General features: G+C 61.3%; 24 protein-coding genes. 10 read left to right on the top strand and 14 right to left on the bottom strand.

The window, feature by feature from the left end:
• Positions 1 to 41: 41 nt before the first annotated feature.
• Together ACIQTS_RS11130 and ACIQTS_RS11125 are read left to right on the top strand one after the other, a co-directional pair.
• Entirely contained in the window at positions 42 to 1,016 is a 975-nt protein-coding gene (locus tag ACIQTS_RS11130; protein WP_105656999.1) for a DnaJ C-terminal domain-containing protein, read from the top strand.
• 113 nt (positions 1,017 to 1,129) lie between these two features.
• On the top strand, positions 1,130 to 1,558 hold the full coding sequence (locus tag ACIQTS_RS11125) for a heat shock protein transcriptional repressor HspR (protein WP_105656998.1): 429 nt from the start codon (positions 1,130 to 1,132) through the stop codon (positions 1,556 to 1,558).
• On the opposite strand, the gene ACIQTS_RS11120 is transcribed toward ACIQTS_RS11125, so the two are convergent.
• Complete coding sequence (locus ACIQTS_RS11120) at positions 1,555 to 2,181, bottom strand: GNAT family protein (protein WP_332498197.1); 627 nt, start codon at positions 2,179 to 2,181, stop codon at positions 1,555 to 1,557. The genes ACIQTS_RS11125 and ACIQTS_RS11120 overlap by 4 nt on opposite strands.
• A gap of 50 nt (positions 2,182 to 2,231) precedes the next feature.
• Positions 2,232 to 3,089: a tRNA (guanosine(46)-N7)-methyltransferase TrmB gene (gene trmB / locus ACIQTS_RS11115; RefSeq protein WP_105656997.1), complete on the bottom strand. Its 858-nt coding sequence runs from the start codon at positions 3,087 to 3,089 to the stop codon at positions 2,232 to 2,234.
• A 126-nt stretch (positions 3,090 to 3,215) separates the two neighbouring features.
• On the opposite strand from trmB, the gene ACIQTS_RS11110 reads away from it, so the two are divergent.
• Positions 3,216 to 3,626, top strand: a complete 411-nt coding sequence (locus tag ACIQTS_RS11110; protein ID WP_105656996.1) for a YccF domain-containing protein — start codon at positions 3,216 to 3,218, stop codon at positions 3,624 to 3,626.
• A 73-nt stretch (positions 3,627 to 3,699) separates the two neighbouring features.
• On the opposite strand, the gene ACIQTS_RS11105 is transcribed toward ACIQTS_RS11110, so the two are convergent.
• The 3 genes from ACIQTS_RS11105 to ACIQTS_RS11095 all read right to left on the bottom strand — a co-directional run bounded on the left by ACIQTS_RS11105 (position 3,700) and on the right by ACIQTS_RS11095 (position 6,185).
• On the bottom strand, positions 3,700 to 4,884 hold the full coding sequence (locus ACIQTS_RS11105; RefSeq protein ID WP_105656995.1) for a TerC family protein: 1,185 nt from the start codon (positions 4,882 to 4,884) through the stop codon (positions 3,700 to 3,702).
• Positions 4,885 to 5,192: 308 nt separating this feature from the next.
• Positions 5,193 to 5,660, bottom strand: a complete 468-nt coding sequence (locus ACIQTS_RS11100; RefSeq protein WP_402473392.1) for a GNAT family N-acetyltransferase — start codon at positions 5,658 to 5,660, stop codon at positions 5,193 to 5,195.
• Between the two features lie 30 nt (positions 5,661 to 5,690).
• Complete coding sequence (locus tag ACIQTS_RS11095) at positions 5,691 to 6,185, bottom strand: DinB family protein (protein ID WP_402473391.1); 495 nt, start codon at positions 6,183 to 6,185, stop codon at positions 5,691 to 5,693.
• A gap of 169 nt (positions 6,186 to 6,354) precedes the next feature.
• Here ACIQTS_RS11095 and clpB point away from each other — a divergent pair, with 169 nt between their 5' ends.
• Positions 6,355 to 8,943, top strand: a complete 2,589-nt coding sequence (clpB, locus tag ACIQTS_RS11090; RefSeq protein WP_402473389.1) for an ATP-dependent chaperone ClpB — start codon at positions 6,355 to 6,357, stop codon at positions 8,941 to 8,943.
• Positions 8,944 to 9,016: 73 nt separating this feature from the next.
• On the opposite strand, the gene ACIQTS_RS11085 is transcribed toward clpB, so the two are convergent.
• Complete coding sequence (locus tag ACIQTS_RS11085; RefSeq protein ID WP_105656992.1) at positions 9,017 to 9,658, bottom strand: septum formation family protein; 642 nt, start codon at positions 9,656 to 9,658, stop codon at positions 9,017 to 9,019.
• A 222-nt stretch (positions 9,659 to 9,880) separates the two neighbouring features.
• On the opposite strand from ACIQTS_RS11085, the gene ACIQTS_RS11080 reads away from it, so the two are divergent.
• Both ACIQTS_RS11080 and ACIQTS_RS11075 read left to right on the top strand, forming a co-directional pair.
• The gene (locus tag ACIQTS_RS11080) at positions 9,881 to 10,099 is read left to right on the top strand and encodes a DUF3073 domain-containing protein (protein ID WP_105657086.1); all 219 of its coding nucleotides are present in this window, start codon (positions 9,881 to 9,883) and stop codon (positions 10,097 to 10,099) included.
• 191 nt (positions 10,100 to 10,290) lie between these two features.
• Positions 10,291 to 11,181, top strand: a complete 891-nt coding sequence (locus ACIQTS_RS11075) for a Sir2 family NAD-dependent protein deacetylase (protein WP_402473611.1) — start codon at positions 10,291 to 10,293, stop codon at positions 11,179 to 11,181.
• Positions 11,182 to 11,426: 245 nt separating this feature from the next.
• On the opposite strand, the gene purM is transcribed toward ACIQTS_RS11075, so the two are convergent.
• The 4 genes from purM to ACIQTS_RS11055 all read right to left on the bottom strand — a co-directional run bounded on the left by purM (position 11,427) and on the right by ACIQTS_RS11055 (position 14,989).
• Positions 11,427 to 12,569 carry a phosphoribosylformylglycinamidine cyclo-ligase gene (gene purM, locus ACIQTS_RS11070; protein WP_332485915.1) on the bottom strand — a complete coding sequence of 381 codons (1,143 nt, stop codon included), beginning with the start codon at positions 12,567 to 12,569 and terminating at the stop codon, positions 11,427 to 11,429.
• Positions 12,570 to 12,648: 79 nt separating this feature from the next.
• Positions 12,649 to 14,172, bottom strand: a complete 1,524-nt coding sequence (purF, locus tag ACIQTS_RS11065; protein WP_402473387.1) for an amidophosphoribosyltransferase — start codon at positions 14,170 to 14,172, stop codon at positions 12,649 to 12,651.
• Positions 14,173 to 14,277: 105 nt separating this feature from the next.
• Positions 14,278 to 14,604, bottom strand: a complete 327-nt coding sequence (locus ACIQTS_RS11060; RefSeq protein WP_105656989.1) for a hypothetical protein — start codon at positions 14,602 to 14,604, stop codon at positions 14,278 to 14,280.
• 4 nt (positions 14,605 to 14,608) lie between these two features.
• Complete coding sequence (locus ACIQTS_RS11055; protein ID WP_105656988.1) at positions 14,609 to 14,989, bottom strand: sterol carrier family protein; 381 nt, start codon at positions 14,987 to 14,989, stop codon at positions 14,609 to 14,611.
• Between the two features lie 302 nt (positions 14,990 to 15,291).
• Between ACIQTS_RS11055 and purD the strand changes: the two genes are divergently transcribed.
• Together purD and ACIQTS_RS11045 are read left to right on the top strand one after the other, a co-directional pair.
• Positions 15,292 to 16,578 (top strand): phosphoribosylamine--glycine ligase, encoded by a 1,287-nt coding sequence (purD, locus tag ACIQTS_RS11050; RefSeq protein WP_402473386.1) that lies wholly within the window; start codon positions 15,292 to 15,294, stop codon positions 16,576 to 16,578.
• A 15-nt stretch (positions 16,579 to 16,593) separates the two neighbouring features.
• Positions 16,594 to 17,499 carry a phosphoribosylaminoimidazolesuccinocarboxamide synthase gene (locus ACIQTS_RS11045; RefSeq protein WP_332485918.1) on the top strand — a complete coding sequence of 302 codons (906 nt, stop codon included), beginning with the start codon at positions 16,594 to 16,596 and terminating at the stop codon, positions 17,497 to 17,499.
• A gap of 85 nt (positions 17,500 to 17,584) precedes the next feature.
• Here ACIQTS_RS11045 and ACIQTS_RS11040 read toward each other — a convergent pair whose 3' ends face one another.
• From ACIQTS_RS11040 to ACIQTS_RS11025, 4 genes are all read right to left on the bottom strand, one after another.
• Positions 17,585 to 19,393 (bottom strand): ABC transporter ATP-binding protein, encoded by a 1,809-nt coding sequence (locus tag ACIQTS_RS11040; protein ID WP_365945059.1) that lies wholly within the window; start codon positions 19,391 to 19,393, stop codon positions 17,585 to 17,587.
• Complete coding sequence (locus ACIQTS_RS11035; RefSeq protein ID WP_402473385.1) at positions 19,390 to 21,225, bottom strand: ABC transporter ATP-binding protein; 1,836 nt, start codon at positions 21,223 to 21,225, stop codon at positions 19,390 to 19,392. The genes ACIQTS_RS11040 and ACIQTS_RS11035 overlap by 4 nt, the downstream gene beginning before the upstream one ends.
• Positions 21,226 to 21,387: 162 nt before the next feature.
• A complete protein-coding gene (locus ACIQTS_RS11030) occupies positions 21,388 to 22,341 on the bottom strand; it encodes a metallophosphoesterase (RefSeq protein ID WP_332594633.1) in 954 nt (317 codons plus the stop codon).
• Between the two features lie 119 nt (positions 22,342 to 22,460).
• On the bottom strand, positions 22,461 to 24,749 hold the full coding sequence (locus tag ACIQTS_RS11025; protein ID WP_332485922.1) for a transglycosylase domain-containing protein: 2,289 nt from the start codon (positions 24,747 to 24,749) through the stop codon (positions 22,461 to 22,463).
• Between the two features lie 225 nt (positions 24,750 to 24,974).
• Between ACIQTS_RS11025 and ACIQTS_RS11020 the strand changes: the two genes are divergently transcribed.
• Both ACIQTS_RS11020 and ACIQTS_RS11015 read left to right on the top strand, forming a co-directional pair.
• Positions 24,975 to 25,451, top strand: a complete 477-nt coding sequence (locus ACIQTS_RS11020) for a RidA family protein (RefSeq protein ID WP_402473383.1) — start codon at positions 24,975 to 24,977, stop codon at positions 25,449 to 25,451.
• Positions 25,452 to 25,512: 61 nt separating this feature from the next.
• Complete coding sequence (locus tag ACIQTS_RS11015; RefSeq protein WP_105656981.1) at positions 25,513 to 26,427, top strand: NUDIX hydrolase; 915 nt, start codon at positions 25,513 to 25,515, stop codon at positions 26,425 to 26,427.
• Positions 26,428 to 26,473 lie beyond the last annotated feature (46 nt).

Here is a 26,473-nt window from a genome sequence, read left to right as displayed (position 1 = left end):
AGTGGGCAGTGTCGAATTGGCACTGAAAGGATGGGGCCCTGATGGCAAGTCAGGACTGGATCGAAAAAGACTTTTACGCCATTCTGGGCGTCTCCAAGGACGCCAGCGAGGCGGACATCAAGAAGGCGTACCGCAAGCTTGCGCGCAAGTACCACCCGGATACCAACCAGGGTGATGCGGCCGCTGAAAAGAAATTCAAGGACATCTCCGAAGCCAACTCGGTGCTTTCGGACAAGGAAGAGCGCGAGCAGTACGACGCGATCCGCGCCATGGGCGGCGGAGCGCGATTCTCTGCTGGTGGCGGACCGGGCGGCCCCGGCGGGCAAGCCGGCTTCGAGGACATCTTCTCCAACCTCTTCGGAGGCGGCGGAGCGGGCCCACGTGGCCGCGGCGGGCAGCCGGACTTCTCCGACCTCTTCGGTGGTGGCGGCGGTTTCGGTGGCGGCGGCTTCGGCCAGAGCGCACCACCGCGCAAGGGTGCTGACCGCACGGCGAGCACCACGATTTCCTTCTCCGGATCTATTAAGGGCACCACCATTGGCCTGCGCGAGCAGAATGGCGAGGTCATTGACGTGCGCATACCGGCGGGCATCAAGGATGGCCAGTCGGTGCGCGTGCGCGGCAAGGGCCAGCCTGGTGCTGCCGGCAACGGCGACCTGCTGGTCAAGGTCAAGGTCAGCGAGCACCCGTTCTTCAAGCGCGAAGAGAACAACATCCGCATCCACGTGCCGGTGACCTTCGCTGAAGCGGTGCTTGGAGCAAAGATCCACGTACCGACCCTGGACGGGGATTCCGTTGCGGTGAAGGTTCCCGCTGGATCCAACTCCGGGCGCACCTTGCGTCTGAAGGGCCGCGGCGTGAAGACCTCCAAGGCCACCGGCGATCTGCTGATCGTCCTGGATGTCGCGATTCCGCAGAACCTCTCGGATGCTGCAAAGAAGGCCGTGGAGGACTTCGCATCAGCCACCGAGGGCGAGGATCCACGAGTGGATTTGGCTGCCAAAGCCAAGCTCTGAACCCAATAGGCTGTCTTCCCTGCCCCGTCATCGAATTGGCTGGGCAGGGAAGATAGACTCGAAGGCAATAGGGACCGAATCCAAGGTCCTTGCAGAAAGGTGGTAGAAGCAACGTGAACGGGGAGTACCTGCGACCTGTCTTCGTCATTTCCGTCGCCGCGCAACTTGCAGACATGCATCCGCAGACGCTGCGCCAATATGACCGCATTGGTTTGGTTTCGCCCAGCCGCCAGAGCGGAAAGCAACGCCGCTACTCGCAGCGCGACGTATCACTGTTGCGCCAGGTGCAGGCCTTGAGCAAGGAAGGCGTCTCGCTCGAGGGCATCAAGCGCATCCTGGACCTGCAAGATCAAGTCGCCTATCTGCAAACCGAAGTCAATGGGCTTCGCCAAGAACTTTCCGCCGTACGCCAGGGCCAATCTCGCATCTTCGCTGCGGGCACCGCTGGAGGCGACATCGTTTCGTTGGCTAGGGGCATGCGCCCTGAACGCCGTGAACCGACCGTGACGCTGTTTACCGCGCGCCGCGCTATCGGACGCTAGATCCGTCCGTGCCGGGCCAAGCGCGCTTCCAATTGGGTGCGCACGGCAGGCCATTCGTGCGGGAGTATTGAGAACACCACCGTATCGCGCAGGGTGCCGCTCTTTGGATCATATTTGTGATTGCGCAGCACGCCATCCTGCTTGGCGCCGAGCCGTGCAATCGCGGCGCGTGAAGCGGCATTGTGCCAGTGCGTGCAGAAAGCCACTGAATAGCAATCCAGTTCCTCGAAAGCCCGGCGCAGCAGCATGAACTTGGCAGCTGGATTGATCCCGGTGCCTTGGGCTGGCATGGCCAGGAACGTTGAGCCGATTTCCACGCGGTGATTTGCCGCGTCGATATTCAAGTAAGTCGTGGCCCCCACCGCTTTGCCGGTGGACAGGTCGATGATCGCAAAGGGAGCCATCTCGCCAGTTTCCTGCAATGCCAAGCGGCGCTGGATATCCAAGCGCATGGATTCGGCCGATGGAGTGGTGGCAAACCACGCTTCATCCAACTGGCCGTTGGCTGCGAGCTGGATCAGATCCGGGGCGTGGTCCATTGACAATTGTTCTAGCCGCACCCCGGCATAGTCCATTCTCGGAGCTTGGGCGTAGTGCAGACTTTGCGCAGAAGAAGAGGCCATGGAATCCATCCTATGGATTCCATGGCCTCTTCAATGCTTTATTTCGGCGACTAGCCGATGCGGGTGTATGCCAGATCGAAGACCAGACGACCAGCCTTGAGCGCCTTGCCTTCGAAGCTGGTCAGGATCCGGCGCTCGAAACGCGGGGCCCAGCCACCCTGGGCATCGGTGAATTCTGGCTCGGGGTCGAAGCCTTCCATGCCCTCGCGGCGCACCTTGGTCAGGTTGCTCTCAGTGCCGGACAGATTGCCATGATGCTGGTTCTCGAAGTCCGGATGGGCTTCGAGGACTTCGCGCATTTGCTCGGCGTAGTTGGACCAGTCGGTGGCCAAGCGCAGGGTGCCTCCCGGCTTGAGCACGCGGGAGACCTTGTCCAGGAACGAGGCCTTGATCAGGCGACGCTTATGGTGGCGCGGCTTGTGCCATGGATCTGAGAAGAAGATCCAGATCTCATCGGCGCTGTTCTCGTCCAGCATGACATCCAGAACCTCTGGTGCATTGGCCTGCACTGCGCGGACGTTGGCGATGCCGAAAGACTCGACCTTCAGCATCAGCTGGGCCAGGCCCGGACGGTAGACCTCAACGGCGAGGTAGTTGCGCTCGGGATCATCCTTGGCGGCGTTGGCGATGCATTCGCCCAGGCCGGTGCCGATCTCCACGATCAGCGGTGCGGTGCGTCCGAAAGCCTCGGCAGGATCGAGCTGGAAGTCATCGGCAACCGAAGTGTCGGCGATCTTGCGGGGCGGCTCAATGACGTACTGATCGGCATTGCGCTCCCAGGCGCTGGCACGGCGGCCCTGCAGGCGGTTGCCGCGGCGCACGAAGGATACCGGCTCGGCACGGAAAAGGTCTGGGTTCCTAGGGGCAGTGCCGTGGGCTGGGCGCTGCTGCTCGCTCGATTCGCTCATGATGATTAATCCTAGCCGAGCTAGCTGCTTCGATGCTTGCCGAACGGTAGGGGATTGGACACCCCTAGAAGAAAATCGGGGGGATCCCCGATGGAGTAAAACAGGCAAAAGACAGAGAATATAACCATGACTGATTTAGTGCGCGGTATTCTCAACATTATTTGGCTGCTTTTCGGCGGCCTGTGGCTGGCCTTGGGCTACGTGTTGGCAGGCATCATCTGCTGCGTGCTGATCGTGACCATTCCATTCGGCATCGCCTCGTTCCGCATTGCCGGCTATGCGCTGTGGCCGTTTGGCCGCACCGTGGTCGACAACGGCCCGGTAGGCGCGTTCTCCACCCTGGGCAACATCATCTGGATCATTTTTGCTGGTATCTGGATTGCCGTGGGGCACGTGGTAACCGCGATCCCGATGTTCATTTCGATTATCGGCATCCCGCTGGGTATCGCAAACTTGAAGATGATCCCGGTTTCCTTGATGCCTCTGGGCAAGGTCATTGTGCCTTCGGACTATTTCATCGGCGGTGTTCGCCGCTAGGCAGCACCAAGACAGCGAATGGCTGCCAACCCTTGATGGGGTTGGCAGCCATTTGCTTTATGTACGAACCTGATCAGCTCTTGAGGTACTCATCGTGCTGGCGGTGCGCTTCGGCGACCTCGACACGGATCTTGTCCACGTCCTTGGCCTTGTCGCGGTACTTCTTTTCCATGGTTTTCACATACGCTTCTTCCTCCACCAAGGCGCGGTAGATGCGTTCGCGTTCGACCGCGTCCGAGGTGTAGCTCAGGTCGTTGTAGCTGTTGGCATGGCGGCGCAGGTTGCCGATGGCAGTCTGGGCCTTGCCTGCCTTGCTGAACAGCGAAGCGAGAATTGTCAGCACCAGGACGCCGATAATGACGCTCAGCGACAGGCCGGTGCTGATTTCAATGACCATCACGTGTTCGCCATCGTTGATGAATGGCAAGTTGTTCTCGTGCAGTGCATGCAGGATCAGCTTCACGCCGATGAATGCCAGGATTGCTGCCAACCCGTAGGACAGGTAGATCAAGCGGTCCAGCAATCCGTCGAGCAGGAAGTAGAGCTGGCGCAGTCCCATGAGCGAGAAGGCGGTAGCCGTGAACACGATGTAGACGTTCTGGGTGAGTCCGAAGATCGCAGGGATGGAATCCAGAGCGAAGAGAATATCGGTACCGCCGATGGCCACCATGACCAGCAGCATCGGAGTCAGGACCTTCTTGCCATCGATCTTGGTGAACAGCTTGTCGCCGTCATAGTTGTCGGTAGTGTGGAATAGCTTCTTGGCGATCCGGATGATGAAGTTGTTGGCCTCATCGGATTCGTCATCCTTCTTCAGCAGGTTGCCCGCGGTCAACAGCAGGATCAGGCCGAACAGGTAGAAGACCCAAGCGAACTGGTTGATCAGCGCCGCGCCGACAAAGATGAAGGCGGTACGTGCGATCAGCGAGAAGACGATGCCGAAGAGCAGGACTTTCTGCTGGTCTTCGCGGGGTACGCGGAAGCTGGCGATGATAATCAGGAAGACGAACAGGTTGTCGACCGACAGGGCCTTCTCGGTAATGTAGCCGGCAAAGTACTCGGCACCCATGTCGATGCCGCCGAAGACCAGCACCAGAACACCGAAAACGAGGGCCAAGCCAACATAGATGCTGGACCAGATGGCCGCTTCACGCAGCGATGGAACGTGGGCCTTGCGGATGTGGAAGAAATAGTCGAAGGCCAGAAGGGCGAGAATCACGACAATCGTGATTCCCCAAATCATAGGGGAAACTCCCATAGGGATTCCTGCTTTCGTAAGTAGCGCGCGAACGCATCTGAGTAAGTCTCTTCACCGACCCCGGGGCTGGCCGCAAAACCCGGCAGGACCATGAAGTCCTGCGTATTGACGGATTCAACGATTATGAATACTCCCTTACGTTCTACCAGCTTATCCTGATGCGATGCTTCTGGAAAAATCTTGGTCCGTGGATGTCATGATGATCTGTAATGTACTTTGTCTTTGTGCAGTTGGGTAGGCATCAATAGCAATTCGAAGAATGCAGTTCGCTTGGAGCAACGTGGGCCAGGGGCAGGAACTAGGCGCTGCTAGAGCGACTTGCGCATCTTGATGCTGGTGGTTTCATATCCAAGCGATTCATAGAGGCCGCGAGCGCTCTGGTTGAAACCGAACACATTCAGCCCCAGGGTACGTGCGCCGTGGGCACGGGCGTATTCTTCGGCCAAATTCATGGCCTGGCGTCCGAACCCCTTGCCGCGGTGCCCGGGGTCGACAACTATGTCCCAAACCCACCATGAAGCCGGATCACCTGAGGTGTCGTGGCCGATCCAGACATAGCCCACATCGCCGAAAATGCCATGCTCCAGGGTGAATACCGCATTGGTGCAACTTGGCAATCCGGTGGGAAAGGCCCGGCCCATGGTCCGGTCTGCATCTTCCTGCGCCTTGCGCTGGGAACTGCCAGCGGCAACAAGGTCCGATACGTACTCGGCGGTACTTCGTGCCATCCACGAATGGAATTCTTCAGCGGGAAGCGGGTGGAGTTCTAATGGCATGCCCGGAGTCTACCGGTTGAGGGCGGCACGCTATTTCCGCGCGGCCAGGATTTGTTCACGCAGGATATCTGCGTGTCCGCAATGCTGCGCCAGTTCACGCAGCATATGCAGCTGGATCCAGCGCAGCGGCAGCGGTCCACGCCGGTTGCTTGAGAAGACGTCATCCCCTGTTTTGCCTTCGACTGCTTGATGCGACAGTTCGATGGCTTGGGCATATTCGTGCCGAATCGAATCGATGGTGTCGGAAGCCTCCAAGTCGAATGATTTGCTGGGCGAAGAGGCAATGCCCAGCTCTGTACGGCTCCGGCCGGTGGCTGCTTCACCGAACCAGACCCGTTCCACGAAGATCGCATGTTTCACCAGCCCGAGCAGCGTGGTCTTGGATTCAACCAACTTCAATCTGGCTTCGGCTTCACTCAGTCCGCCGGTGCAGGAAAGCAGCATCTGCCGGTGCTGATCGATGAAAACTTGGATCAGATCATCGTGGGTCAGTGAAAAAATGTCTTTGGAATCCGGGTTGGCCATGCCTTATTTTAGGTCGGCAAATCATCAGTGACAAGGGGTTTTGCTTCTGGGCAAGTGAAATAGAAAATCTTTCGAAAATCTTGCTCTAGCTGGAATACGAAGAGTGCGGGTAGAGTTGAGTTAAGTACACTCAAGTTTATGGGTTCACCCAATTAGAGAAAGGATGCGCGTGGACACCAAACTCACCACTAAGAGCCAAGAAGCTCTCTCGGCTTCCGGGATGAACGCTTCAACCGCAGGCAATCCGCAGATTGAACCTGCGCACCTGCTGAAGGCCTTGCTGGACCAGCGCGACTCCGTCGCAGTCGCCCTCCTGAAGACCGCCGGATTGGATGTCGACGCGCTTTCGGTCAAGGCAAGCGCTGTCATCAACGCATTGCCTTCCAGCTCCGGCAGTTCAGTGGCCCAGGCCCAGTACTCCCGACAGCTGCTGCAGGTTGTGAGCAACGCCCAAGCGGCTGCCGCAGAAATGGGGGACACCTACGTCTCCACGGAGCACCTGCTTATCGCCTTGGCATCAGACCAGACCAAAGCCGGCGACGCGCTGCGCGAATTCGGGGCCACCCGCGAACTGCTGGTGGGCACCTTGCCCACCATCCGCGGCGACCGCAAGGTCGATAATCCGGATCCGGAGGCCACCTTCCAGTCCCTGGAGAAGTTCGGCACCGACATGACCGCCCTGGCGCGCTCGGGCAAGCTGGATCCAGTCATCGGCCGCGACCGCGAGATCCGCCGCGTGGTCCAGGTGCTCTCCCGCCGAACCAAGAACAACCCCGTGCTGATCGGCGAGCCAGGCGTTGGCAAAACCGCTGTCGTTGAGGGGCTTGCCCAGCGCATGATCGCGGGCGACGTGCCGGAATCCCTGCGTGGCAAGACCCTGATCTCGCTGGATTTGGGCGCCATGGTCGCCGGCGCCAAGTACCGTGGCGAATTCGAAGAGCGGCTGAAGTCGGTGTTGGAAGAGATCAAGGCTTCGGACGGCCAGATAGTCACCTTCATTGACGAGATCCACACCGTGGTCGGCGCCGGAGCCTCCGAAGGCGCCATGGACGCGGGGAACATGCTCAAGCCAATGCTCGCCCGCGGCGAGTTGCGCTTGATTGGTGCTACTACCTTGGACGAGTACCGCGAGAACATCGAGAAGGATCCCGCCCTGGAACGCCGCTTCGCACAGGTGTATGTCGGCGAGCCCAGCGTGGATGACACCATTGCCATCCTGCGTGGGTTGAAGGAGCGCTACGAGGCGCACCACAAGGTTTCCATTGCGGACTCCGCCTTGGTGGCAGCATCCACGCTGTCCAGCAGGTACATCTCCGGCCGCCAGCTGCCAGACAAGGCCATCGACCTGGTTGATGAGGCCGCTAGCCGCCTGCGCATGGAGATCGACTCGGCTCCGGAGGAAATCGATGAGCTGCGCCGCGAGGTGGACCGGCTGACCATGGAGGAGCTGGCGCTGTCCGATGAAACGGATCCAGCCTCGGTGGAACGCCTGGATGCGCTACGCAAGGACATGGCCGACAAGAAGGAACAGCTGGACGCGCTGAACTCCCAGTGGGAAGCGGAGAAGGCCGGGTTGAACCGCGTCGGCGACCTGAAGGTCAAGCTCGACGAATTGCGCAGCCAGGCCGACAAGGCCCAGCGCGAGGGCGACCTGGAGCAGGCCTCTCGCCTACTCTACGGGGAGATCCCAACGCTGCAGCAGGAACTGGATGCGGCGGCTGCTGCCGAAGCCGATAAGGCCGATACGCACACCATGGTTGCCGAGGAAGTCACCGCGGATGACATTGCAGAAGTCATCTCGGCGTGGACCGGTATTCCGGCCGGGCGCATGCTGCAGGGTGAAAGCCAGAAGTTGCTGGATATGGAAGAAATCATCGGGCAGCGCCTGATGGGGCAGAAGCAGGCTATTGCCGCTGTCTCTGATGCCGTTCGCCGTACCCGCGCCGGGATTGCCGACCCGAACCGGCCTACCGGATCCTTCCTGTTCCTGGGTCCTACCGGTGTCGGCAAGACGGAGCTGGCCAAGTCCCTGGCTGACTTCCTCTTCGATGATCCACGGGCGATGGTGCGGATCGACATGTCCGAATACTCGGAGAAGCATGCGGTTTCGCGCCTGGTCGGTGCCCCTCCGGGCTACGTAGGGTATGAAGAGGGCGGGCAGCTGACCGAAGCTGTGCGTCGCCGCCCGTACTCGGTGATTCTGCTGGACGAGGTGGAAAAGGCGCATCCGGAAGTATTCGATATCCTGCTGCAGGTGCTCGATGACGGGCGGCTGACCGATGGCCAAGGCCGCACCGTGGACTTCAGGAATACCATTCTGATCCTCACCTCGAATCTGGGTTCCCAGTTCCTGGTGGACCAGAGCATGGAAGACGAGGCCAAGAAGTCAGCGGTGATGAGCGTGGTCAATGCATCGTTCAAGCCGGAGTTCTTGAACCGTCTCGATGAGGTCATCCTCTTCGATCCATTGAGCATCGAAGAGCTGGGCAGCATCGTCAAGCTGCAGATCGACCTGCTCGCACAGCGCTTGGCCGACCGCCGCTTGAACCTGGAGGTGGATCAGGCCGCCAGCGATTGGCTGGCCCTGACCGGTTACGATCCTGCCTACGGCGCTCGTCCGCTGCGCCGCCTGGTGCAGCGCGAGATCGGAGACCGGCTGGCCAAGGAGATCCTGGCTGGAACGGTGCAGGACGGGGATACCGTAGAGGTCACCCTGGACGAAGTTGGCGACAAGCTCAAAGTTGCCAAGAAGGCCTAGGAGCCTGTCAATGGCGAGGGCACGAACGGATGGAATTCCGTTCATGCCCTCGCCATTTTTCCTGAACGCAGACTTAGCTGTCGGTGGTCTCCTGTGCCTTGGACGGCTCCTCTTCGGAGTTCTCCGATTCTCCATCCGTAGCGCCCTCGGGCAGCAACGAGTTGCGGACGTCGCCCTCGGACAGGCTCAGGAAGCATGAAACGGTGCGGTCGCCCTGGCCCCAGGTGCTCTCAGAGGGACGCGAGAAGTGATAGGTCCATGTGGAGTCCAGCCCTGCACGAGGATCCAGTGACACCGATTTGCACAGGTCTTCGGATTGGGTGAGCAGCACGTTGGCTCCCGGGTACTCCTCGCCGGTGACCTGGAAGATGCCGATCAGCTGGGCGTTGTGGGAGGAATCACAGGTCACGACCGTCTGCGGATCCAATGGCGAATTGAATCCGCGCAGGCAGTCGCCTTGCTCCAACTGGGTTGGAGGCATCTCGGTGGCAACAATGCCGTCGAGGCCTGGATTCTCGTTGCGCTCCACGTTGTTCGCAGTTGGCGAAGCAGGGGGATCCACTAGTCTCAACACCACGAAAACCACTGCCGCGGCCAGTGCGAGAACGGCGACAATCATCAAGGCCCATTGGGCACTTTGACGCTTGGGCTTCTCCGGTTCTGGCTGCAATGGCGGTAAAGCCGCCTGCGGCTCGGGCAGATTGTTTTCCACCACCTGTTGAGCTCCTTCGTGGTTGGGTCGGGCGATCGCTCGCCGGCTCAATACATAGTCGTTGGACTAATCGACAGTCTAGCGGTTTCGGAGGGTGTTGCATTCAGCGCTCGCCGGTGAATCGTGTTAACCTTTAATTACGAAAGAACTGATCACATATTCGGGGGCCTTCATCTTTTCAAGGTGGACCACCTCCCGACTCTACTGAAAAGAGGGGGTCACGCCATGGGGCGCGGCCGTCAAAAGGCTAAAGCACAGCGTCAGGCGCGAGATATCAAGTACTACTCGCCGTCCACTGACCTTTCGGCACTTGAACGCGAGTTGGGCGTTCAGTCCGATCATCATGCTCAGAACACTGAGCGTAATGATTCATCGTATGACGAAGAATATTCGGAATACGACGAGCTGACTAAGAAGTACTCGGGAGATGACGAAGACGAGTAGCCTCGTCTTCTGATGCCGGGAGTCCTTGGCTCAGAGTGCCACACCTTAAGCATTGAGTGGTACAGCTCTTCAGTACATTTTGCGACAAGCCGCAGCGACTAAGCTAAATTAGCTTTTAGTCGTTGCGGCCTTTGTCGTGCCCAGTAATTGTTAGGTGGAACGTGAGCACTCCAGAAGAGCTATCCATCCAGATGGCGCATCATTCGGCCATCCGGTCGATGCAGCGCATTGTCGAGCAGCAGGCACCTGAATCCCCGGAAGCTGAAGCGCGTGCCGGGGTGCGCCACATGCTTTCCGCTGGCGGGGTCCTGGTGGTCACCGGAGCCGGTGTTTCTACCGATTCCGGAATCCCCGACTACCGGGGACCCAACGGTTCATTGCAGCGCCACCGGCCGATGACCTATCAAGAATTCCGATTCCGTCCTGAAGCCCGGCAGCGCTATTGGGCCCGTGGCTACGTCGGCTGGCGCCATATGGACAAAGCCGAGCCTAACCACATTCACCAGCGCTTGGTGCAGTGGGAAGAGCACGGGAAAATCAGTGGAATCATTACGCAGAACGTTGACGGGCTGCACCAGCAGGCCGGATCCAAACGGGTCATTCCGGTCCATGGCGACTTGTCGATCGTCCGCTGCCTGGACTGCGGATACAGCGAGAACCGCAATGACTTTGATTTGCGCCTGCAGGCGGCCAACAAGGGCTATTTGGAGGCCGTGGAAATCGACCCCAGCGCGGTGAACCCCGATGGGGATGTGGAGCTGCCCCAGTATCTGGTTGACCGGTTCAACATGGTGGCCTGCTTGAGCTGCGGCTCGCTGGCCCTGAAGCCTGATGTGGTGTATTTCGGCGAGAACGTTCCGGTTGAACGCAAGGAACGCATTGCGGCACTGGAAGCGGAATCCACATCGCTCTTGGTGCTGGGCTCCTCCCTTGCAGTGATGAGCGGGTACAAGATCCTGTTGAACTTCGTCAAGCGGGATTTGCCGGTGGCGCTGATTACCAACGGCCACGTCCGCGGTGAACAAAAAGCAACCTGGCGCTGGCGTGTGCCTTTGGAGCACGCCCTGAAGCAACTGGACTAGCAGGCCGGTATTTCGTCCCGCGAGGGACACCAATGAAGCGTGCCAAATGCTGCTCTGGGCACTCAGCACGGCAGGAAGCTCGCACTGGTGCAGCACCACCGGCAGCATTGCCTGGCGCCTGGAAGCCGGGCAAGAGGGCTCCGCTCAACCCTGCATCCCCATTCGCATGGCGATGGCGTTTAAGAACCGATGCGCCGCAATGGGATCAGTGCGGCGCATCGGCAAGGAAGCGGATCCTGCGAGTACTACTTGGCGTAGTTGCCGGTCAGCAGCACTGCGCCGCCGTCAACGCCCTTGGCTCCCTGGACGTAGTCCAGTCCGGCATCGGCTGCCGCTGGATCGATATTCTCGACGCCGCCCATGACCCAAGCTCCCATGCCAGCCTTGTTCAGCAGCTCTACGGCACGATCAGCTACAGCTGGATCAACAACAGCAACCATGCCCACACCCAGGTTCAGGGTGCGCTCAAGGTCAGGCTGCGGCACGTTGCCCAGCTGGGCGATGGTGGAGAAGACTGCTGGCAGGGACCAGGTCGAGCGGTCCACACGGGCCATCAGGCCCTGGGGCAGCACGCGAGCCAGGTTGGCAGCCAGGCCGCCACCGGTGACGTGGCTGAAGCCATGCACGCCGAAGTTCTCGCCGTCGTTCAGTTCGCCCACCAGATCCAGGCACGCGGTGGTGTAGATGCGGGTCGGAACCAGCAGTTCCTCGCCCAGGGTCTTGCCGAACTCTGCAACTTCGCGTTCCAGCTCCCACTTGGCGTGGGCGATGACGCGGCGCACCAGCGAGTAGCCGTTGGAGTGGATGCCCGAGGACGCCATGCCGATGACGACGTCGCCGGCCCGCACGCGCTCCGGGCCCAGCAGCTGGTCAGCTTCGATGACACCGGTAGCAGCACCGGCAACATCGTATTCGTCCTCGGCCAGCAGGCCCGGGTGCTCCGCGGTTTCGCCGCCAACCAGCGCGGTGCCGGCCAGCTTGCAGCCTTCCGCGATGCCGCGCACGATATCCGCGATGCGCTCCGGGACGACCTTGCCGGTGGCGATGTAGTCGGTCATGAACAGCGGCTTGGCGCCCACCACGACAATATCGTCGACCACCATGCCGACCAGGTCCTGGCCGATGGTGTCGTGGATGTCCAGCTTCTGGGCGATGGCAACCTTGGTGCCTACCCCGTCGGTGGAGGTAGCCAGGTACGGCTTCTTGTAACCGGTCAGGAACGATACATCGAAGAGCCCGGCGAAGCCGCCGACCCCTCCGACAACGCCCGCGGTGTGGGTTGCCTTGATCGCGCCCTTCATCAACTCAACGGCACGGTCACCGGCCTCAACGTCAACGCCGGCACCGGCATAGGTGATGGAAGTTGGCTGCTGATCATTGCCGCTCATGGCAGTCGGTTCCTTTTCTGTTCTGGGCGCCGCATTTCCGGCGCCCTTTGCAACGAGATGGTTGGGATCGTGGAGGGGATTAGCTGTTGGTTTCGAACTCGGCATCAGGACCTGGCTCGCAGCCGCCCTGGTTGCTGCGCTCCAGCAGGTTCTTGCCGCGGCGCTCCTCGTTCGGCAAGGCGATCGGGTACTCGCCGGTGAAGCACGCGGTGCACAGGCGCTCGCGCGGCTGGCGGGTCGCTTCGATCATGCCGTCTTCGGAAATGTAGGCCAAGGAGTCCGCGCCGATGGAGGTCGCGATCTCAGCCACGGCAGCGCCGTTGGCGATCAGCTCGGCACGCGAGGCGAAGTCGATGCCGTAGAAGCAAGGCCACTTGACCGGAGGCGAGGAGATCTTCACATGCACCTCGGCGGCACCGGCCTCGCGCAGCATGCGCACCACCGCGCGCTGGGTGTTGCCGCGGACGATCGAATCATCCACCACCACGACGCGCTTGCCGCGCAGCACGGTTTCCAGCGCATTGAGCTTGAGCTTGATGCCCAGCTGGCGCAGGGTCTGCGATGGCTGGATGAAGGTACGGCCCACGTAGGCGTTCTTCACGAAGCCGTGGGTGAATGGAATGCCCGATTCCTCGGCGTAGCCGATGGCGGCCGGGGTGCCGGACTCCGGAACCGGGATCACGATGTCCGCGTCCGCGCTGTTCTCGCGGGCCAGCTGGCGGCCCATTTCCACGCGGGATTCGTAGACCGAGCGGCCGGCAATGGCAGCATCGGGACGAGCCAGGTAGACGTACTCGAAGACGCAGCCCTTGGGGGTGGCTTCGGCGAAGCGGGTGGAACGCACGCCGTTCTCGTCGATGGCGATCATTTCGCCGGGTTCGATTTCGCGGATGAACGAGGCGCCAACGGTAGCCAGTGCAGGCTGCTCCGAAGCAACAACCCAGCCTCGGTCCAGCCGGCCCAGGACCAGGGGGCGAACACCATGCGGGTCGCGGGCTGCGTAGAGGGTGTCCTCGTTCATGAAGACGAAGCAGAAGGCGCCTTCGATCTTCGGCAGCAGCTCCAGCGCGGTTTCTTCCAGCGACTGGCCTTCGGAACCGGCCAGCAAGGCGGTGACCAAGGCGGTGTCGGTGGTGTTGCCCTGGGCGAGTTCGCCGCGGACCTTGCCGCCTTCGGCCCGCTGCTTGGCGGAGACCATATCGGCCAGATCAGCGGAGTTGGTCAGGTTGCCGTTGTGGGCCAGGGCGACGGTACCGGCCTGGGTCGGGCCCAAGGTCGGCTGCGCATTGGCCCAGTGGCTGGCACCGGTGGTCGAGTAGCGGCAGTGGCCGATAGCCAGCTGGCCGGCCATGGAGTTCAGCGTATTCTCGTCGAACACCTGGGAGACCAGGCCCATGTCCTTGTAGACGTTGATACGCGCACCGTCGCTCGTGGCAATACCAGCGGATTCCTGTCCGCGGTGCTGCAGGGCGTACAGGCCGTAATAGGTGAGTTTTGCGACCTCTTCGCCAGGAGCCCAAACGCCAAAAACGCCGCATTCATCCTGCGGCCCCTTTTCGTTTGGAAGCAGGTCGTGATTTAAGAATCCATCGCCACGCGCCATGTTGGTTATTCTCTCATGTTCCAGTTGGTCGACACCGACCAAAAATGTGGTGGGTGGCGGCCAGGTGCGCGGCCGCCTGCTCTTCTAATTCAGGAGAAAAGCTGCCTAGCCTTGTAGTCCGCTGGAGTCAGTGTCCTCGGCCAGAGGAACTGCCAGATGCTTGGTGGTTTTGCGTGAGGTCACGCGATCAACAATCACATACGCCAATGCGCCGATGCCTACGCCCAGGCCTGCACCGAATATGGCGAAGAATCCGGACGCCGAGGTGCGGGTGTAATCCTGCGATGGTTCGCCAAGCAGTCCAATGATGAGACCGGCTAGCGCGCCAAGGACCGCGAAAGTCAAAATGAACGGCCAGAACTTGGGCGACGAGTGAATATGCACTTCAACACTCTGATCGGCAGAAGACGGGGTAGCGGGGTGTTGCTCCATACCTTTAAGGGTACTCAATAAGTGGTAGGTGCGCTGACAAGTCTGCCCTAAGTCCCGAAGCATGCAATTGCCCAGTCTGCAAGGCCTCGGCCCAGCCGATACGCCCAGTAGCAAGGGAAAGCCAGAGTTCAGCAGGCATTTCGACCACGTTCGGGGGTGTTCCGCGGGTGTGCCGGGGACCTGCTATGCACTGAGTCACACCGAAGGGCGGAACGCGTACCTCGACCGAGTTGCCCTCGGCGCGGGAGGCCAGCTCCTCCAGCGAAAAGCGCACCGCGGTGGCGAGCACCGGGCGGGCTATTTTTCCTTGTCCCTGCGTGGTTCCGGACCATTCGCGCAGGGCCGCTCGGCCAGCGGTTTCATCAACGCGCCGTTTGATTGCCATGGGTCAATTCCACTTTCTCTCAATGACGGAGAAACGTCATATTTGCGTGCGCTGGGCATCTACTGTGGATCTGGAAAACCAAGAAATCCAGCCATGCCAACTCTAGTTCAGCCAACGCAGCGCTGGTTGGATGCCGGCATGATGCTGTGCCGAAGACTTCCAGGGGGTGCTTTGGGCTTGCTGCTGCCGAATTCGCCCCGCGGCCCGGTGCCAGGCGGGCGGCTTGATGGACGGGGCCTGCGGCTAATGCCTGTGCGTCATAGACGCGGTTGACCCGCTGGATCTCCGGTAAACTCGACCGGGTGAAGGTACTGGTTATTGGCCCAGGCGGCCGTGAGCATGCAATTGTCCGTGCACTGAGTGCAGACCCCTACGTCAACGAAGTTCATTGCGCCCCCGGCAACGCCGGTATCGCACAGGACGTCACTACCCACGCGATCGATGCGCAGGACCCTGCCGCAGTCGTCGCGCTCGCCCAGGAATTGGGCAGCGATCTGGTGGTCGTCGGCCCCGAAGCGCCGCTGGCTTCCGGTGTTTCCGATGCGCTGATCGCAGCGCAGATCCCGGTCTTCGGCCCGACCCAGGCTGCCGCGCAGCTCGAAGCGTCCAAGGCTTTTGCCAAGAACGTCATGGCTGCCGCTGAGGTTCCCACCGCCATGGCCCATGTGGCCACCAACCGCGAGGAAGCCGCCAGTGCGCTGGATGACTTCGGTGCGCCGTACGTGGTCAAGGACGATGGCTTGGCCGCCGGCAAGGGCGTCGTGGTCACCGGCGATCGCGACGAAGCGCTGGAGCACGCAGAAGCCTGCTTTGCCGCCGGCGGAACCGTAGTGATCGAAGAATTCCTCGATGGCCCAGAAGTTTCCCTGTTTGTCATCTGCGATGGCAAGCATGCTGTTCCGCTGGCCCCGGCACAGGACTTCAAGCGCATCTTCGATAACGACGAAGGCCCGAACACCGGTGGCATGGGTGCCTACTCGCCGCTGGAATGGCTGGCTGAGAGCTTCGTCGACGAGGTCATGGACCGCGTCGCCTACCCGACCCTGCGCGAAATGGAAAAGCGCGGCACCCCGTTCACCGGCGTGCTGTACTGCGGCTTGGCGATCACCAAGCGCGGCATCCGCGTCATCGAGTTCAATGCCCGCTTCGGCGACCCGGAAACCCAGGCTGTCCTTGCCCGGCTGAAGACTCCGCTGGGCGGTGTGCTGCTGGCTGCCGCCAAGGGCCGGCTCGATGATGCCGAGCAGCTGACCTGGTCCGCGCAGACCGCAGTTGATGTGGTCATCGCCGCCGAGAACTACCCGGACACCCCGGTCAAGGGAGCGGTGATCTCCGGGCTGGAGGCAGCCAACGGAATTGACGGCGTGCACGTGATGCATGCCGGAACTTCCGCGGATGCTGAAGGAAACATCATTGTTTCCGGTGGCCGCGTACTGGCCGTGGTGGGCCTGGGCGATGACCTCGCCGCGGCCCGCGCCGCAGCGTACGCCGGGGTTGCCGAGATCAGCTGGGACGGTGCCCAGTCACGCACCGACATTGCGTTGAAGGCCGAACGCGGCGAAATCGCCATCGCCAACGAAAGCAAGTAGAGGACTACAGAACTCATGGCAGGATTCCAGACCGAAGTGCTCGACCTAGAAGGTTGGGACCATTACTACTCGGGCAAGGTACGCGACCTGTACGTGCCTGCGGGCGCCAGCTTCGAAGGCACCGACCGTGTCCTCGTGGTGGCCTCCGACCGCATCAGCGCCTACGACTTCGTGCTGGCCAGCGAAATCCCGGACAAGGGCAAGGTGCTGACCCAGCTCAGTCTCTGGTGGTTCGAGCAGCTGGGCGACTTCGCCAACCATGTCATCTCCACCGATGTTCCAGCCGAGGTGGCCGGACGCGCGATGGTGTGCAAGAAGCTGGAGATGTACCCGATCGAGTGCATCGCCCGCGGATACCTGACCGGATCGGGCCTGGCCGAGTACAAGGTCTCGCAAACCGTGTGCGAGCTGCCACTGCCGGCAGGACTGGTGGATGGCTCGCGCCTGGAACCGGCGCTGTTCACACCATCGGCCAAGGCCGAGGTGGGGGAGCACGACGAGAACATCTCCTTCGAGCAGACCGTGGAACGCGTTGGCGCCGAAGTGTCCGAGGCGCTGCGCGAGAAGACCGTGGCCCTGTACGAGCAGGCCGAGCAGATCGCCCGCGCGCGCGGCATCATCCTGGCCGATACCAAGGTGGAGTTCGGAGCTGATCCGGCCACCGGCGAGATCACCCTGGGCGATGAGGTGCTGACCCCGGATTCCTCGCGTTTCTGGGATGCCGAATCCTACAAGCCGGGCCAGGCGCAGGCCAGCTTCGACAAGCAGTTCGTCCGCGACTGGCTGACCTCCGCCGAATCGGGTTGGGACAAGAACTCGGGCGAAGAACCGCCTCAGCTGCCAGCCGGAATCATCGAGAAGACCCGTGCCCGCTACATCGAGGCCTATGAACGGCTCACCGGCCAGGTCTTCAGCGCCTAGGCGCAGGCGAAGAAGAACCACGCACGGCAAAGCCCTCCGCTGATCGAAGTGATCTGCGGAGGGCTTTACGCTGTCCTGGGCGGGATCAGACCAGCGAGTCCTTCCAGGCCTTGTGCAGGGCCGCGAAGCGTCCTTCATCGGCAATCAGCTGCGCTGGGGTGCCGTCCTCGGTGATCTTGCCATCATGGACCACCAGCACGCGGTCCGCGATCTGCACGGTGGACAGGCGGTGCGCGATGATCAGCGCGGTGCGGTTGCCCAGCAGGGTTTGCAGTCCGCGCTGCACGGCCCGTTCCGAAGGGATATCCAGGGAGCTGGTAGCCTCATCAAGGATCAGCACCGCAGGATCGGCCAGGAAGGCGCGGGCAAAGGAAATCAGCTGGCGCTGGCCGGCTGAGACCCGTCCGCCTCGCTTGTTCACGTCGGTGCCGTAGCCCTCAGGCAGATCCATGATGAACTCGTGGGCGCCGACCGCGCGGGCGGCGGACTCGATATCCTCCGGGGAGGCGCCCGGCCGGCCCAGCGCGATGTTCTCGGCCACCGATCCGGAGAAGAGGAACGCCTCCTGGGTGACCATCACCACGTGCTGGCGCAGTTCCTGGTTCGACAGCTCGTTTATCGGCACCGAATCCAGTTCCAAGGTGCCCGAACGCAGGTCGTAGAAGCGGGCAATGAGCTTGGCCAGCGTGGACTTGCCGGCACCGGTCTGGCCTACCACGGCCACCGTTTGGCCCGCCGGGATCCGCAGGTTGAATTCCTCCATGATCACCGGGCCCTCGCCGTAGCCGAAGACCGCGTCCTTGAAGACCAGCTCGCCGGCCACCTTGCGGATGGTGCGCGGGGCCGCAGGCTCGCGGACCGTCGGTTCTTCCTCCAGCAGCCCCGAAACCTTCTCCAGGGCGGCGGTGGCCGACTGCAGCGAGGAATAGAACATGGCGATCTGCTCGACTGGCTGGAACAGGCGCTTGGAGGCCAGCAGGATGGCCACCATCGCACCGACCTGCATGGTGCCGTCGATGATGCGGAATCCGCCGTAGGCGAGCAATGCCGCCACCGTCAGGTTGCCGATCAAGACCAGTCCCGGCTGCAGGACGCCGAAGAGGTTGAAGGAACGCACCGAGTTCACCCGGTACTGCTCCGCGAGATCCGAGTAGTTCGCGTCGTTGGCTTCCTCGCGGCGGAAGGCCTTGACCGCGCGGATGCCGGTCATGGTTTCCACGAAGGTGGAGATGACCTTGGCCGAGACCACGCGGGATTCGCGGTAGAGCAGTTCGGAGCGGCGCTGGTACCAGAAGAAGAGGATCGCTACCGGGAGGGCGGCCACGCAGACCACCAGGCCGCTGCGCCAGTCGAGGAAGAAAATCGAGACCAGGGTGAAGACTACGAACACGCAGGAGGAGGCCAGTTCCGAGACGCCTTGATCGAGCAGCTCGCGCAGCGTTTCCAGATCGGAGGTCTGCCGGGAAATGATCCGCCCGGAGGTGTAATTCTCGTGGAATTCGAGGCTCAGCCGCTGGGTATGGCGGAAGACCTGCTGGCGCAGATCCAGGAGCATCGCCTGGGAGATCTTCGCCGCACTGGTGATGTACCAGGAGAGCAGCACGCCGCTGAGCACGGCGCACACGATGTATCCGGCCCCGGTCATCCCCAGGGCACCCCAGTTGCCTTCGCGCACCTGCGGCAGGGTCCAGTCGATCGAGAAGGCGATCAGCACCGGAAGCAGCACGCGTGCCGCGTTGGAGAACAGCACCAGCACCACGGTGAGGACGAACAGCTTCTTCTGCGGCACGGCCAGCGAGGCCAGCAGCCGGAAGGAACGTTGCCGCACGACCTTGCGTTCGGCGGCAGAGAGCTTGATGGCGTCTTCATTGGCGACGCCCAGTGGCTTGCTCATCGGGAGACCTCCACGGTGGCTGGCTGGTCTTCGTCATCCAGGCTGGCGATGACGAATCGGTAATGCTCATTGGTGCTCAGCAGGTGGGCGTGGCTTCCCACCGCGTCGATGCGGCCATCGCGCAGCAGCGCCACGCGGTCGGCGAGCATCACGGTCGAGGGCCGGTGGGCCACGATCAGCGTGGTGGTTCCGGCCAGGACTTCGCGCAGCCTCTCGGTGACCAGTTCCTCGGTACGCACATCCAGGGCGGACAGCGGATCGTCGAGGACCAGGACGCTCGGGCGCGCCGCGATGGCGCGGGCCAAGGCGATGCGCTGGCGCTGGCCGCCCGATAGCGACAGGCCTTCCTCGCCGATCAAGGTGTCTACCCCTTCGGGCAACGCGTAGGCGAACTGCGCCTGGGCGACGTCCAGGGCTTCGGCGAGCAGGGCTTCGCGCTGCTGCTCATCCAGGTTTTCCGGGGCGCCGAGCAGCACGTTGCCGCGGATGGAGGTGGAGAACAAGGTGGTGTCCTCGAAAGCCACGGCGATCTCGGTTCGCAGTTCCTGGAGGTCCCAGTCCTTGACGTCCTGTCCATGGATGAGCACCTCGCCGGCGGTCGCCTCATGCAGGCGCGGAACCAGATTCAGCAAGGTGGACTTGCCCGAACCGGTGATGCCGACCAGGGCCATGGTTTCCCCGGGACAGATCTCCAGGTTGATGTCGGCCAGGATCGGCCGGTGGCTGCCGGCGGTATCCGGGTAGGCGAAGCGCACATGCTCCAGCTTCACGCTGCCATCGCGTTCTGCAGGGACCCGGGGCTGCGCGGGGGAAGCGATGTCATTGATTGAATCCATGACCTCGAAGTGGCGGTCCAGCGCAGTTTTGGTGCTCAGCGTCATGCCCAGCAGCATTCCCATGCCCTCGACGGGGCCGGCGATGACCGCGGCGATGGCGAAGTAGGCCACCAGCGAGCCGACGCTCAGCGTGCCGTTGGCGACCTGGGCAATGCCGATGAGCAGGCCGATGCCCAGAATGGTTTCAGGCACCGCAACCACGGTGAGCAGGAAGCTGGCCAGGGTCTTGGCCTTGGTTATTTCGGTTTCCTGCAGGGACTTGGCCTGGGCGCTGAAGCCCGCGTAGACATGCGGTCCGCGGCCGAAGGCCTTGATGACGCGGATGCCGTGCACTGATTCTTCCACCGCGGTGGCCAGGTCGCCAGCCTGGTCCTGGCTGCGGCGGCTGGCAGCCCGGTAGTCGTTGCGGAAACGGTAGGCCTTGATGGCAATCGGGATGGATCCCAGCAGGTAGAGCAATCCCAGGATCCATGAATGGGTGAACATCAGCACTAGCCCGGTGATGACGGTGACAGTTTCAACGACCAGCATCATCGCGCCGAATGCGAGCCAGCGGCGCAACAAGGAGAGATCCGACATGGAGCGGGAGAGCAGCTGCCCCGAGCCCCAGCGTTCGTGGAACGCCACGGGCAGGCGCTGCAGGTGCTTGTAGAAGCGGATGCGCATCTGCGCTTCAAGGCCGGCTGCGGGATTCAGCACGAATTGGCGGCGCAGGAAGATCAGCAGGGCTTCGACAAAGCCCAATGCGGCAACGATGCCAACAGAGAGCCACACCTCCGAAGCTGCTCCATCACGATGCAGGACGACATTCACCAGCCAGGCGAGCACCTGGGGGATGGCCAGCGCGACAATGCCGGCGCCGAGCGCGCAGAGGAAACCGCAAAAGAGCCGGGGGAAGATCGGCTTGACGAAAGGAGCAAGCCGTTTCAGTGTTGCGGAGAGCGGGACCGGATCTTTCGAACCGGCTTGTTGAGCTTGAGCCACGGTACCCCGCATTCATCCAGAAGTTTGACAGAGCTACAGACTACCGGCAGTAGTTGGGATAATTCAATCAATAGGCAACTATTGGAAAGAAGTGCTTCATATTGGAGGCAAATAATCCCCGGTCGAGCACCAAGAAGGTGCTTGACCGGGGATTACCCGAAGAAATTTCGTGGCTTAGTCGCGGGCAGCCAGGGTAACCATGACGGCTTCCGGCGGGCAGGCGAAGCGAATCGGAGCGAAGCGCGAGGTGCCCACGCCAGCGGAAACATTCAACGGAACGGTGTTGCCGTTGTATTCCCAATCGCTCAGGCCGCGGGCGCGCCACGTAGGCAGATCGCAGTTGGAGACCAACGCGCCATAGCCCGGGATGCACACCTGGCCGCCGTGGGTGTGGCCAGCGAAAATGACGTCAGCCTTCGCCTCGGTGAATTGGTCAAGAACCCGCTGGTAGGGCGCGTGGGTGAGCGCAATGCGCACGTGGGGCGCCTGGCTGCTTGAGGAGGAACCACGCGGCCAGCCAGCGAAGTGGTCCCGGTCGATGTGCGGATCATCCACGCCGGTAAGATCCAGGCGCAGGCCATTGAGCACCGTGGAATGCGCACGGTTGGACATGTTGATCCAGCCGGCTCCGCCGAAGGCCCGGTGCATTTCTTCGAACGGCAACTGGTCGCGCGGGGCAGGGTTGGGAGTTCCGGTGGAAGGAGCCAAATACCTGAACGGGTTCTTCAGCTTTGGAGCGTAGTAGCAATTGGACCCGGGAACGAAGGCGCCAGGGAAAGCCATCAGCGGTTCCAGCGCCTTGATCAAAGCCGGCACGGCCTTGCGGTGGCTGAGGTTATCCCCGGTGTTGATGACAAAGTCGGGCTTCAGATCAGCCAGACCGCGCAGCCACTGGGTTTTGGCTTCCTGCCCTGGAACCATGTGGATGTCCGAAAGGTGCAGGACCTTGATGTCGCCGTATCCGCGGGGCAGGACCTTAAGCGATTCGTGGCGCAGCCCGAACTTCTGGGCCTCCAGCATGCCATAGCCCACCAGAGCTCCGCCGATAGCCAGAGCGCCGGTGGCGGCAAGGGCCGCAGTACCGCTGGCATGACGTAATGCCGAAGCGAAATTATTCTGTTCAACCATGACTTCTGTGCCATCGTCCTTTCAAGCCCGGAGGCAACTTCTGGTGGAGTTCTCCTATGCCAATCTAAACCGAAAGGCCGCGTCCAACCAAAGTTGAACGCGGCCTTTCGAATATTCAGCTAGTCATCGGACTTCTTGCCGTTGCCGTTTCCGTTGCCCTTGTTATCGGAGTCGGGCTTCGGCGAGGATTCTTCCTTAGGCTTGGAATCTTCCTTCGACTCTTCCTTGTCATTGTCCTTCTCATCCGAGTCGGACTTGGAATCGTCTTCTTCCTTCGGCTTTGGCGGAGGCGGCTGGCGACGGGCCGAACCGAAGTTGTTCCGCTCGTATTCGTGCACGGCCTCCTCCATGAAGTCCACCCACAGCGGGGCGGCGAAGGTCGAGGAATCGACCATCCAAGGGGCCTTCTTGTCGTTGACCATCGCGCCGTGCATCTGGTTCTTCTCTTCGCCGGCCTTGCCCTTGAGTCGGCCGACCCAGGTGGCGGTCGAAATTCCGGTGGTGTAGCCGACGAACCAGGTCGAGGACGCGTAGTTGTTGGTACCGGTCTTGCCAGCGATTGGGCCGTCGACGCGGCCCTTGGAGACGCGGTTGGTGGCGATCTTCTTCAGGGTGCCGTTCAGATCGGCAACGTAGGTCGGGTCGATCTCCTGGGAGCAGGATTCCTTCTTGACCTTGTACTCGTTGCCGTCCTTGTCGGTCACGCTGTTGATGGCACGTGGTTCGCAGTACTCGCCCTTGTTGGCGAAAGCCGCAAAAGCGGCAGCCTGGGACAGCGGGGTGATTTCTGCCGAGCCGATGATGAACGAAGGGTTGGAAGGCGAGATCGGGGCAGGGCCGCCCTTGGCGCCCTGATCCAGTACGCCAAGCTTCTTGGTGTAATCGGCGATGGTGCACAGGTCGGTCTTGTAGGCCTCCTGCACGGTCGCGGTATTGATCGACCAGTACAGGCCGGTATCCACGGTCATCGAGCGGTAGAAGCCAGGCGATGCATTCTTCGGTTCCCAATTAGAACCAACAGTTGTCGTTCCTCCGGGAAGGCAAGATGCCCGCCACTTGGAGCCGGGTACGAAAACCTGCTTCTTGGCATTGATCTTGTCGTACATGCGGTTGCCTTCGGACAGCCAGCCCAAGGTGGTGTACGGCTTCATGGTAGAACCACCCTGGAACCCGCCAGCGCCACCCAGGGAACGCTCGACAGCGAAGTTGTAATAGGTGTTCTCGCCCGAGTTCTTGACTTCCGGACCGTAGGTGGTGTTCTGCGCCATGGTCAGGATCTTGCCGGTGCCCGGCTCGACCGAAACGATCGAGGAGTAAATGTCGGTATTGGACTTGGCCTTTGGATCGATAGCCTTCGCTGCGTCCTTGGCGGCCTTCTTGTTCAGCTTGCTGTTCAGGGTGGTCTTGACGGTCAAGCCGCCACGGTACAGCAGGCCTTCGCGATCTTCCTTGGTCTTGCCATAGGTGTCATCGGAAAGGATCAGATTGGTGACGTAGTCGCAGAAGTACGCATTTTCCTTGGCCGCGGTGCAACCGGAAGGGGACGTGCGCGGATCCAGTTCCAGGTCCGACTTCACCGCCTTGTCGTATTCCTTCTTGGTGATTGCACCGGTGCGGTACATGTTGCCCAGCACCTTGTTGCGGCGGTCGATGGATCGCTCAGGGTTGTTGATCGGGTTGTAGACGTTTGGCAGCTGGACCATGCCGGCAAGCATGGCCGACTGCTGCACGTTCAAGTCCTTGGCATCGGTTGAGTAGAAGTGCTGAGCGGCAGCCTGCACGCCGTACTCGCGACCCGAGAAGAGCACCAGGTTCAGGTAGCCCTCCAGGATCTGGTCCTTGGACATTTCCTTCTCGATGGCCACCGCGTACTTCAGCTCGCGGATCTTATCCGAGTAGCCCTTCTGGCCGGAAACAGTGGATTCGTCCGAACCGGTGAGCACCTGGTTATTCACTAGCAGGTTGTTCACGTACTGCTGGGTCAGGGTGGAAGCACCAGAGCGGCTCGAAGAGGTGAGGTTGCCAACTACTGCACGGGCGATGCCCTTGGGGTCGATGCCCTTGTGCTCGTAGAAACGCTCATCTTCCACCGAGATGATCGCCTTGCGCATGTTCGGCGAGATGTCATCTAGCTTCACAGGCTGGCGATTTTGCTGGTAGAAGTTCGCAATGGCCTTGCCATCAGCGTCAAGGATCGTGGAAGGCTCCGGGATGGGGAGCTTTTCAAACGAGCTCGGGAGCGCGCTGACGATGTTGTTACCGGTGGTCAAACCGGTTTTTGCGATAGCTGCAATGGGCACGAGCATGCCTGCTGCGAGCACACCACACAGGGCGCTGATTCCGAAGAATGCAACGACTTTTCCCAGGGTGGTAGCGGTATCAAAAAAAGGGGACTTCTTGGCTGCCATACCCACTAGTTTACAAGGACGCGCTAACGTATCGAGTATGACTAAATGGGAATACGCCACTTTGCCGCTTTTGATTCACGCTACGAAGCAGATTTTGGACCAGTGGGGTGACGATGGCTGGGAGCTGGTAACCGTGGTTCCAGGCCCCAACGGCTCATCTCCAGTGGCTTACATGAAGCGTCCGAAAGCGTAACTAGCAACATCATTTATTGAAGGAGAAATCCCATGCAAGAAGCTACTTCCTCGCGTGTCGAGGCCCGTCTGGCCGAGCTCGGTCATGCCTTGCCAGCTGTGGCAAAGCCGGTAGCCGCCTACCTGCCAGCCGTTACCACCGGCAACTATGTCTACACCTCCGGCCAGCTTCCGCTGATTAAGGGTGAACTCACAGCCCTTGGAAAGGTTGGCGCCGAGGTTTCAGCCGAGGAAGCGAAGGCCCAGGCACAGACCGCTGCGCTTAACGCGCTGGCCGCCATCAAGGCCGAAATTGGTGATCTAGATCGCATTAAGCGCATCGTGAAGGTTGTCGGTTTCGTGTCGTCGGCACCGGACTTCACCGGACAGCCAGGCGTCATCAACGGGGCATCGGAGTTCTTCGGCGAGGTACTCGGCGATGCAGGTTTGCACGCACGCTCGGCCGTCGGCGTTGCCGTTCTGCCGCTGGATGCACCTGTCGAGGTCGAGGTCATCGCCGAATTTGAGTAATTCAAGCCAGATTCCTGCTGCGCGGTCCCGACGGGCATTCCCGGCGGGGCCGCGCAGCGGTATGGTGCGCCGGCTCTTTGATTTGCCACCGCATCAAATTGCCACCGCCGAAAACTGGTTCTCTTTCGGTTCGCGCACGCCGCGCACCCCGCGGCGCGCCTCCTCCATCTGCCTTGTGAGGGATTCTTCCCACGGCGTGGAGACCTATCTGACTTATCGCCCCGGGGGCTCCCCACTGGGCAACGTGGCCTTTCCCGGCGGCAGCCACGAGGCGAGCGACCGTGCCACCTACCAATGGTTCGGTCCAAGCCTGTCCCAATGGTCCAAGCGCATGGACATGCTGGACCAGCAGTTGGCGCAGGCATACATCGTTTGCGCCATTCGCGAGCTCTTCGAAGAGACCGGAATCCTGCTGGCCGGCACCGATGAGCAATCCGTGGTCGAAATGACCGATGCGGAAGACTGGATGACCGCCCGCGAAGCAATCGCCGGACAGGACCTGGCCTTCGACGAATTCCTGCGCCGCCGCGGACTGGGCTTGCGCACAGACCTTTTGCGTCCGGTATCCCACTGGCTCAACCCGAACTTTGCCCTGCGCCGCTTCGACACCTGGTACTTCACTGCCACCGTGCCCAACCGCCAGGAGGCTGCCTTGCTGCGCGGCAAAGGCAAATGGGGGCGCTGGTGTGCCGCCGGGGAAATATTGGCCAAACGCAGCACCAGCGAGCTGGGGGACAGCGTTGGCCAACCCAACACGGTGAACCTCGCGCTCTCGGAGATCAGCTACCCGGCGGTGGAAATGATCCTGGAAGCCATGGCGGAGGCCAATGGAGTGGTCGCCTACCTTTCGCGGGCCCGTTCGTTGAATCTCAAGCATCCGGACCTGCTGGTGCGCGATGGCATTTACTATCTGGAAGTCCTTGGCTCCATGAGCGCTGAATCCTCCCGCCCATGGCAGACTACTGCCGGGCACTGAGAGCAGAACTTAAACAAAGCAGGCCGGGAATCCTTGAAGGATTCTC

The organism is Glutamicibacter sp. NPDC090743, from assembly GCF_044769125.1.
Lineage (GTDB): Bacteria > Actinomycetota > Actinomycetes > Actinomycetales > Micrococcaceae > Glutamicibacter.
The sequence above is the reverse complement of the archived record's forward strand: the minus strand, read 5'-3'. Positions and strand labels throughout refer to the sequence as shown.

What these genes read in the sequence shown, in the direction of transcription:
- ACIQTS_RS11030 (WP_332594633.1), bottom strand. Translation starts at nt 22,341, where the DNA reads ATGGTTGAACAGAATAATTTCGCTTCGGCATTACGTCATGCCAGCGGT.
- ACIQTS_RS11120 (WP_332498197.1), bottom strand. Translation starts at nt 2,181, where the DNA reads ATGGCCTCTTCTTCTGCGCAAAGTCTGCACTACGCCCAAGCTCCGAGA.
- ACIQTS_RS11095 (WP_402473391.1), bottom strand. Translation starts at nt 6,185, where the DNA reads ATGGCCAACCCGGATTCCAAAGACATTTTTTCACTGACCCACGATGAT.
- ACIQTS_RS11035 (WP_402473385.1), bottom strand. Translation starts at nt 21,225, where the DNA reads ATGCGGGGTACCGTGGCTCAAGCTCAACAAGCCGGTTCGAAAGATCCG.
- ACIQTS_RS11080 (WP_105657086.1), top strand. Translation starts at nt 9,881, where the DNA reads ATGGGGCGCGGCCGTCAAAAGGCTAAAGCACAGCGTCAGGCGCGAGAT.
- ACIQTS_RS11055 (WP_105656988.1), bottom strand. Translation starts at nt 14,989, where the DNA reads ATGGCAATCAAACGGCGCGTTGATGAAACCGCTGGCCGAGCGGCCCTG.
- ACIQTS_RS11015 (WP_105656981.1), top strand. Translation starts at nt 25,513, where the DNA reads ATGGTGCGCCGGCTCTTTGATTTGCCACCGCATCAAATTGCCACCGCC.
- ACIQTS_RS11105 (WP_105656995.1), bottom strand. Translation starts at nt 4,884, where the DNA reads ATGGGAGTTTCCCCTATGATTTGGGGAATCACGATTGTCGTGATTCTC.
- ACIQTS_RS11040 (WP_365945059.1), bottom strand. Translation starts at nt 19,393, where the DNA reads ATGAGCAAGCCACTGGGCGTCGCCAATGAAGACGCCATCAAGCTCTCT.
- ACIQTS_RS11060 (WP_105656989.1), bottom strand. Translation starts at nt 14,604, where the DNA reads ATGGAGCAACACCCCGCTACCCCGTCTTCTGCCGATCAGAGTGTTGAA.
- ACIQTS_RS11045 (WP_332485918.1), top strand. Translation starts at nt 16,594, where the DNA reads ATGGCAGGATTCCAGACCGAAGTGCTCGACCTAGAAGGTTGGGACCAT.
- ACIQTS_RS11075 (WP_402473611.1), top strand. Translation starts at nt 10,291, where the DNA reads ATGGCGCATCATTCGGCCATCCGGTCGATGCAGCGCATTGTCGAGCAG.
- ACIQTS_RS11020 (WP_402473383.1), top strand. Translation starts at nt 24,975, where the DNA reads ATGCAAGAAGCTACTTCCTCGCGTGTCGAGGCCCGTCTGGCCGAGCTC.
- purF (WP_402473387.1), bottom strand. Translation starts at nt 14,172, where the DNA reads ATGGCGCGTGGCGATGGATTCTTAAATCACGACCTGCTTCCAAACGAA.
- ACIQTS_RS11025 (WP_332485922.1), bottom strand. Translation starts at nt 24,749, where the DNA reads ATGGCAGCCAAGAAGTCCCCTTTTTTTGATACCGCTACCACCCTGGGA.
- ACIQTS_RS11110 (WP_105656996.1), top strand. Translation starts at nt 3,216, where the DNA reads ATGACTGATTTAGTGCGCGGTATTCTCAACATTATTTGGCTGCTTTTC.
- trmB (WP_105656997.1), bottom strand. Translation starts at nt 3,089, where the DNA reads ATGAGCGAATCGAGCGAGCAGCAGCGCCCAGCCCACGGCACTGCCCCT.
- ACIQTS_RS11100 (WP_402473392.1), bottom strand. Translation starts at nt 5,660, where the DNA reads ATGCCATTAGAACTCCACCCGCTTCCCGCTGAAGAATTCCATTCGTGG.
- purM (WP_332485915.1), bottom strand. Translation starts at nt 12,569, where the DNA reads ATGAGCGGCAATGATCAGCAGCCAACTTCCATCACCTATGCCGGTGCC.
- ACIQTS_RS11130 (WP_105656999.1), top strand. Translation starts at nt 42, where the DNA reads ATGGCAAGTCAGGACTGGATCGAAAAAGACTTTTACGCCATTCTGGGC.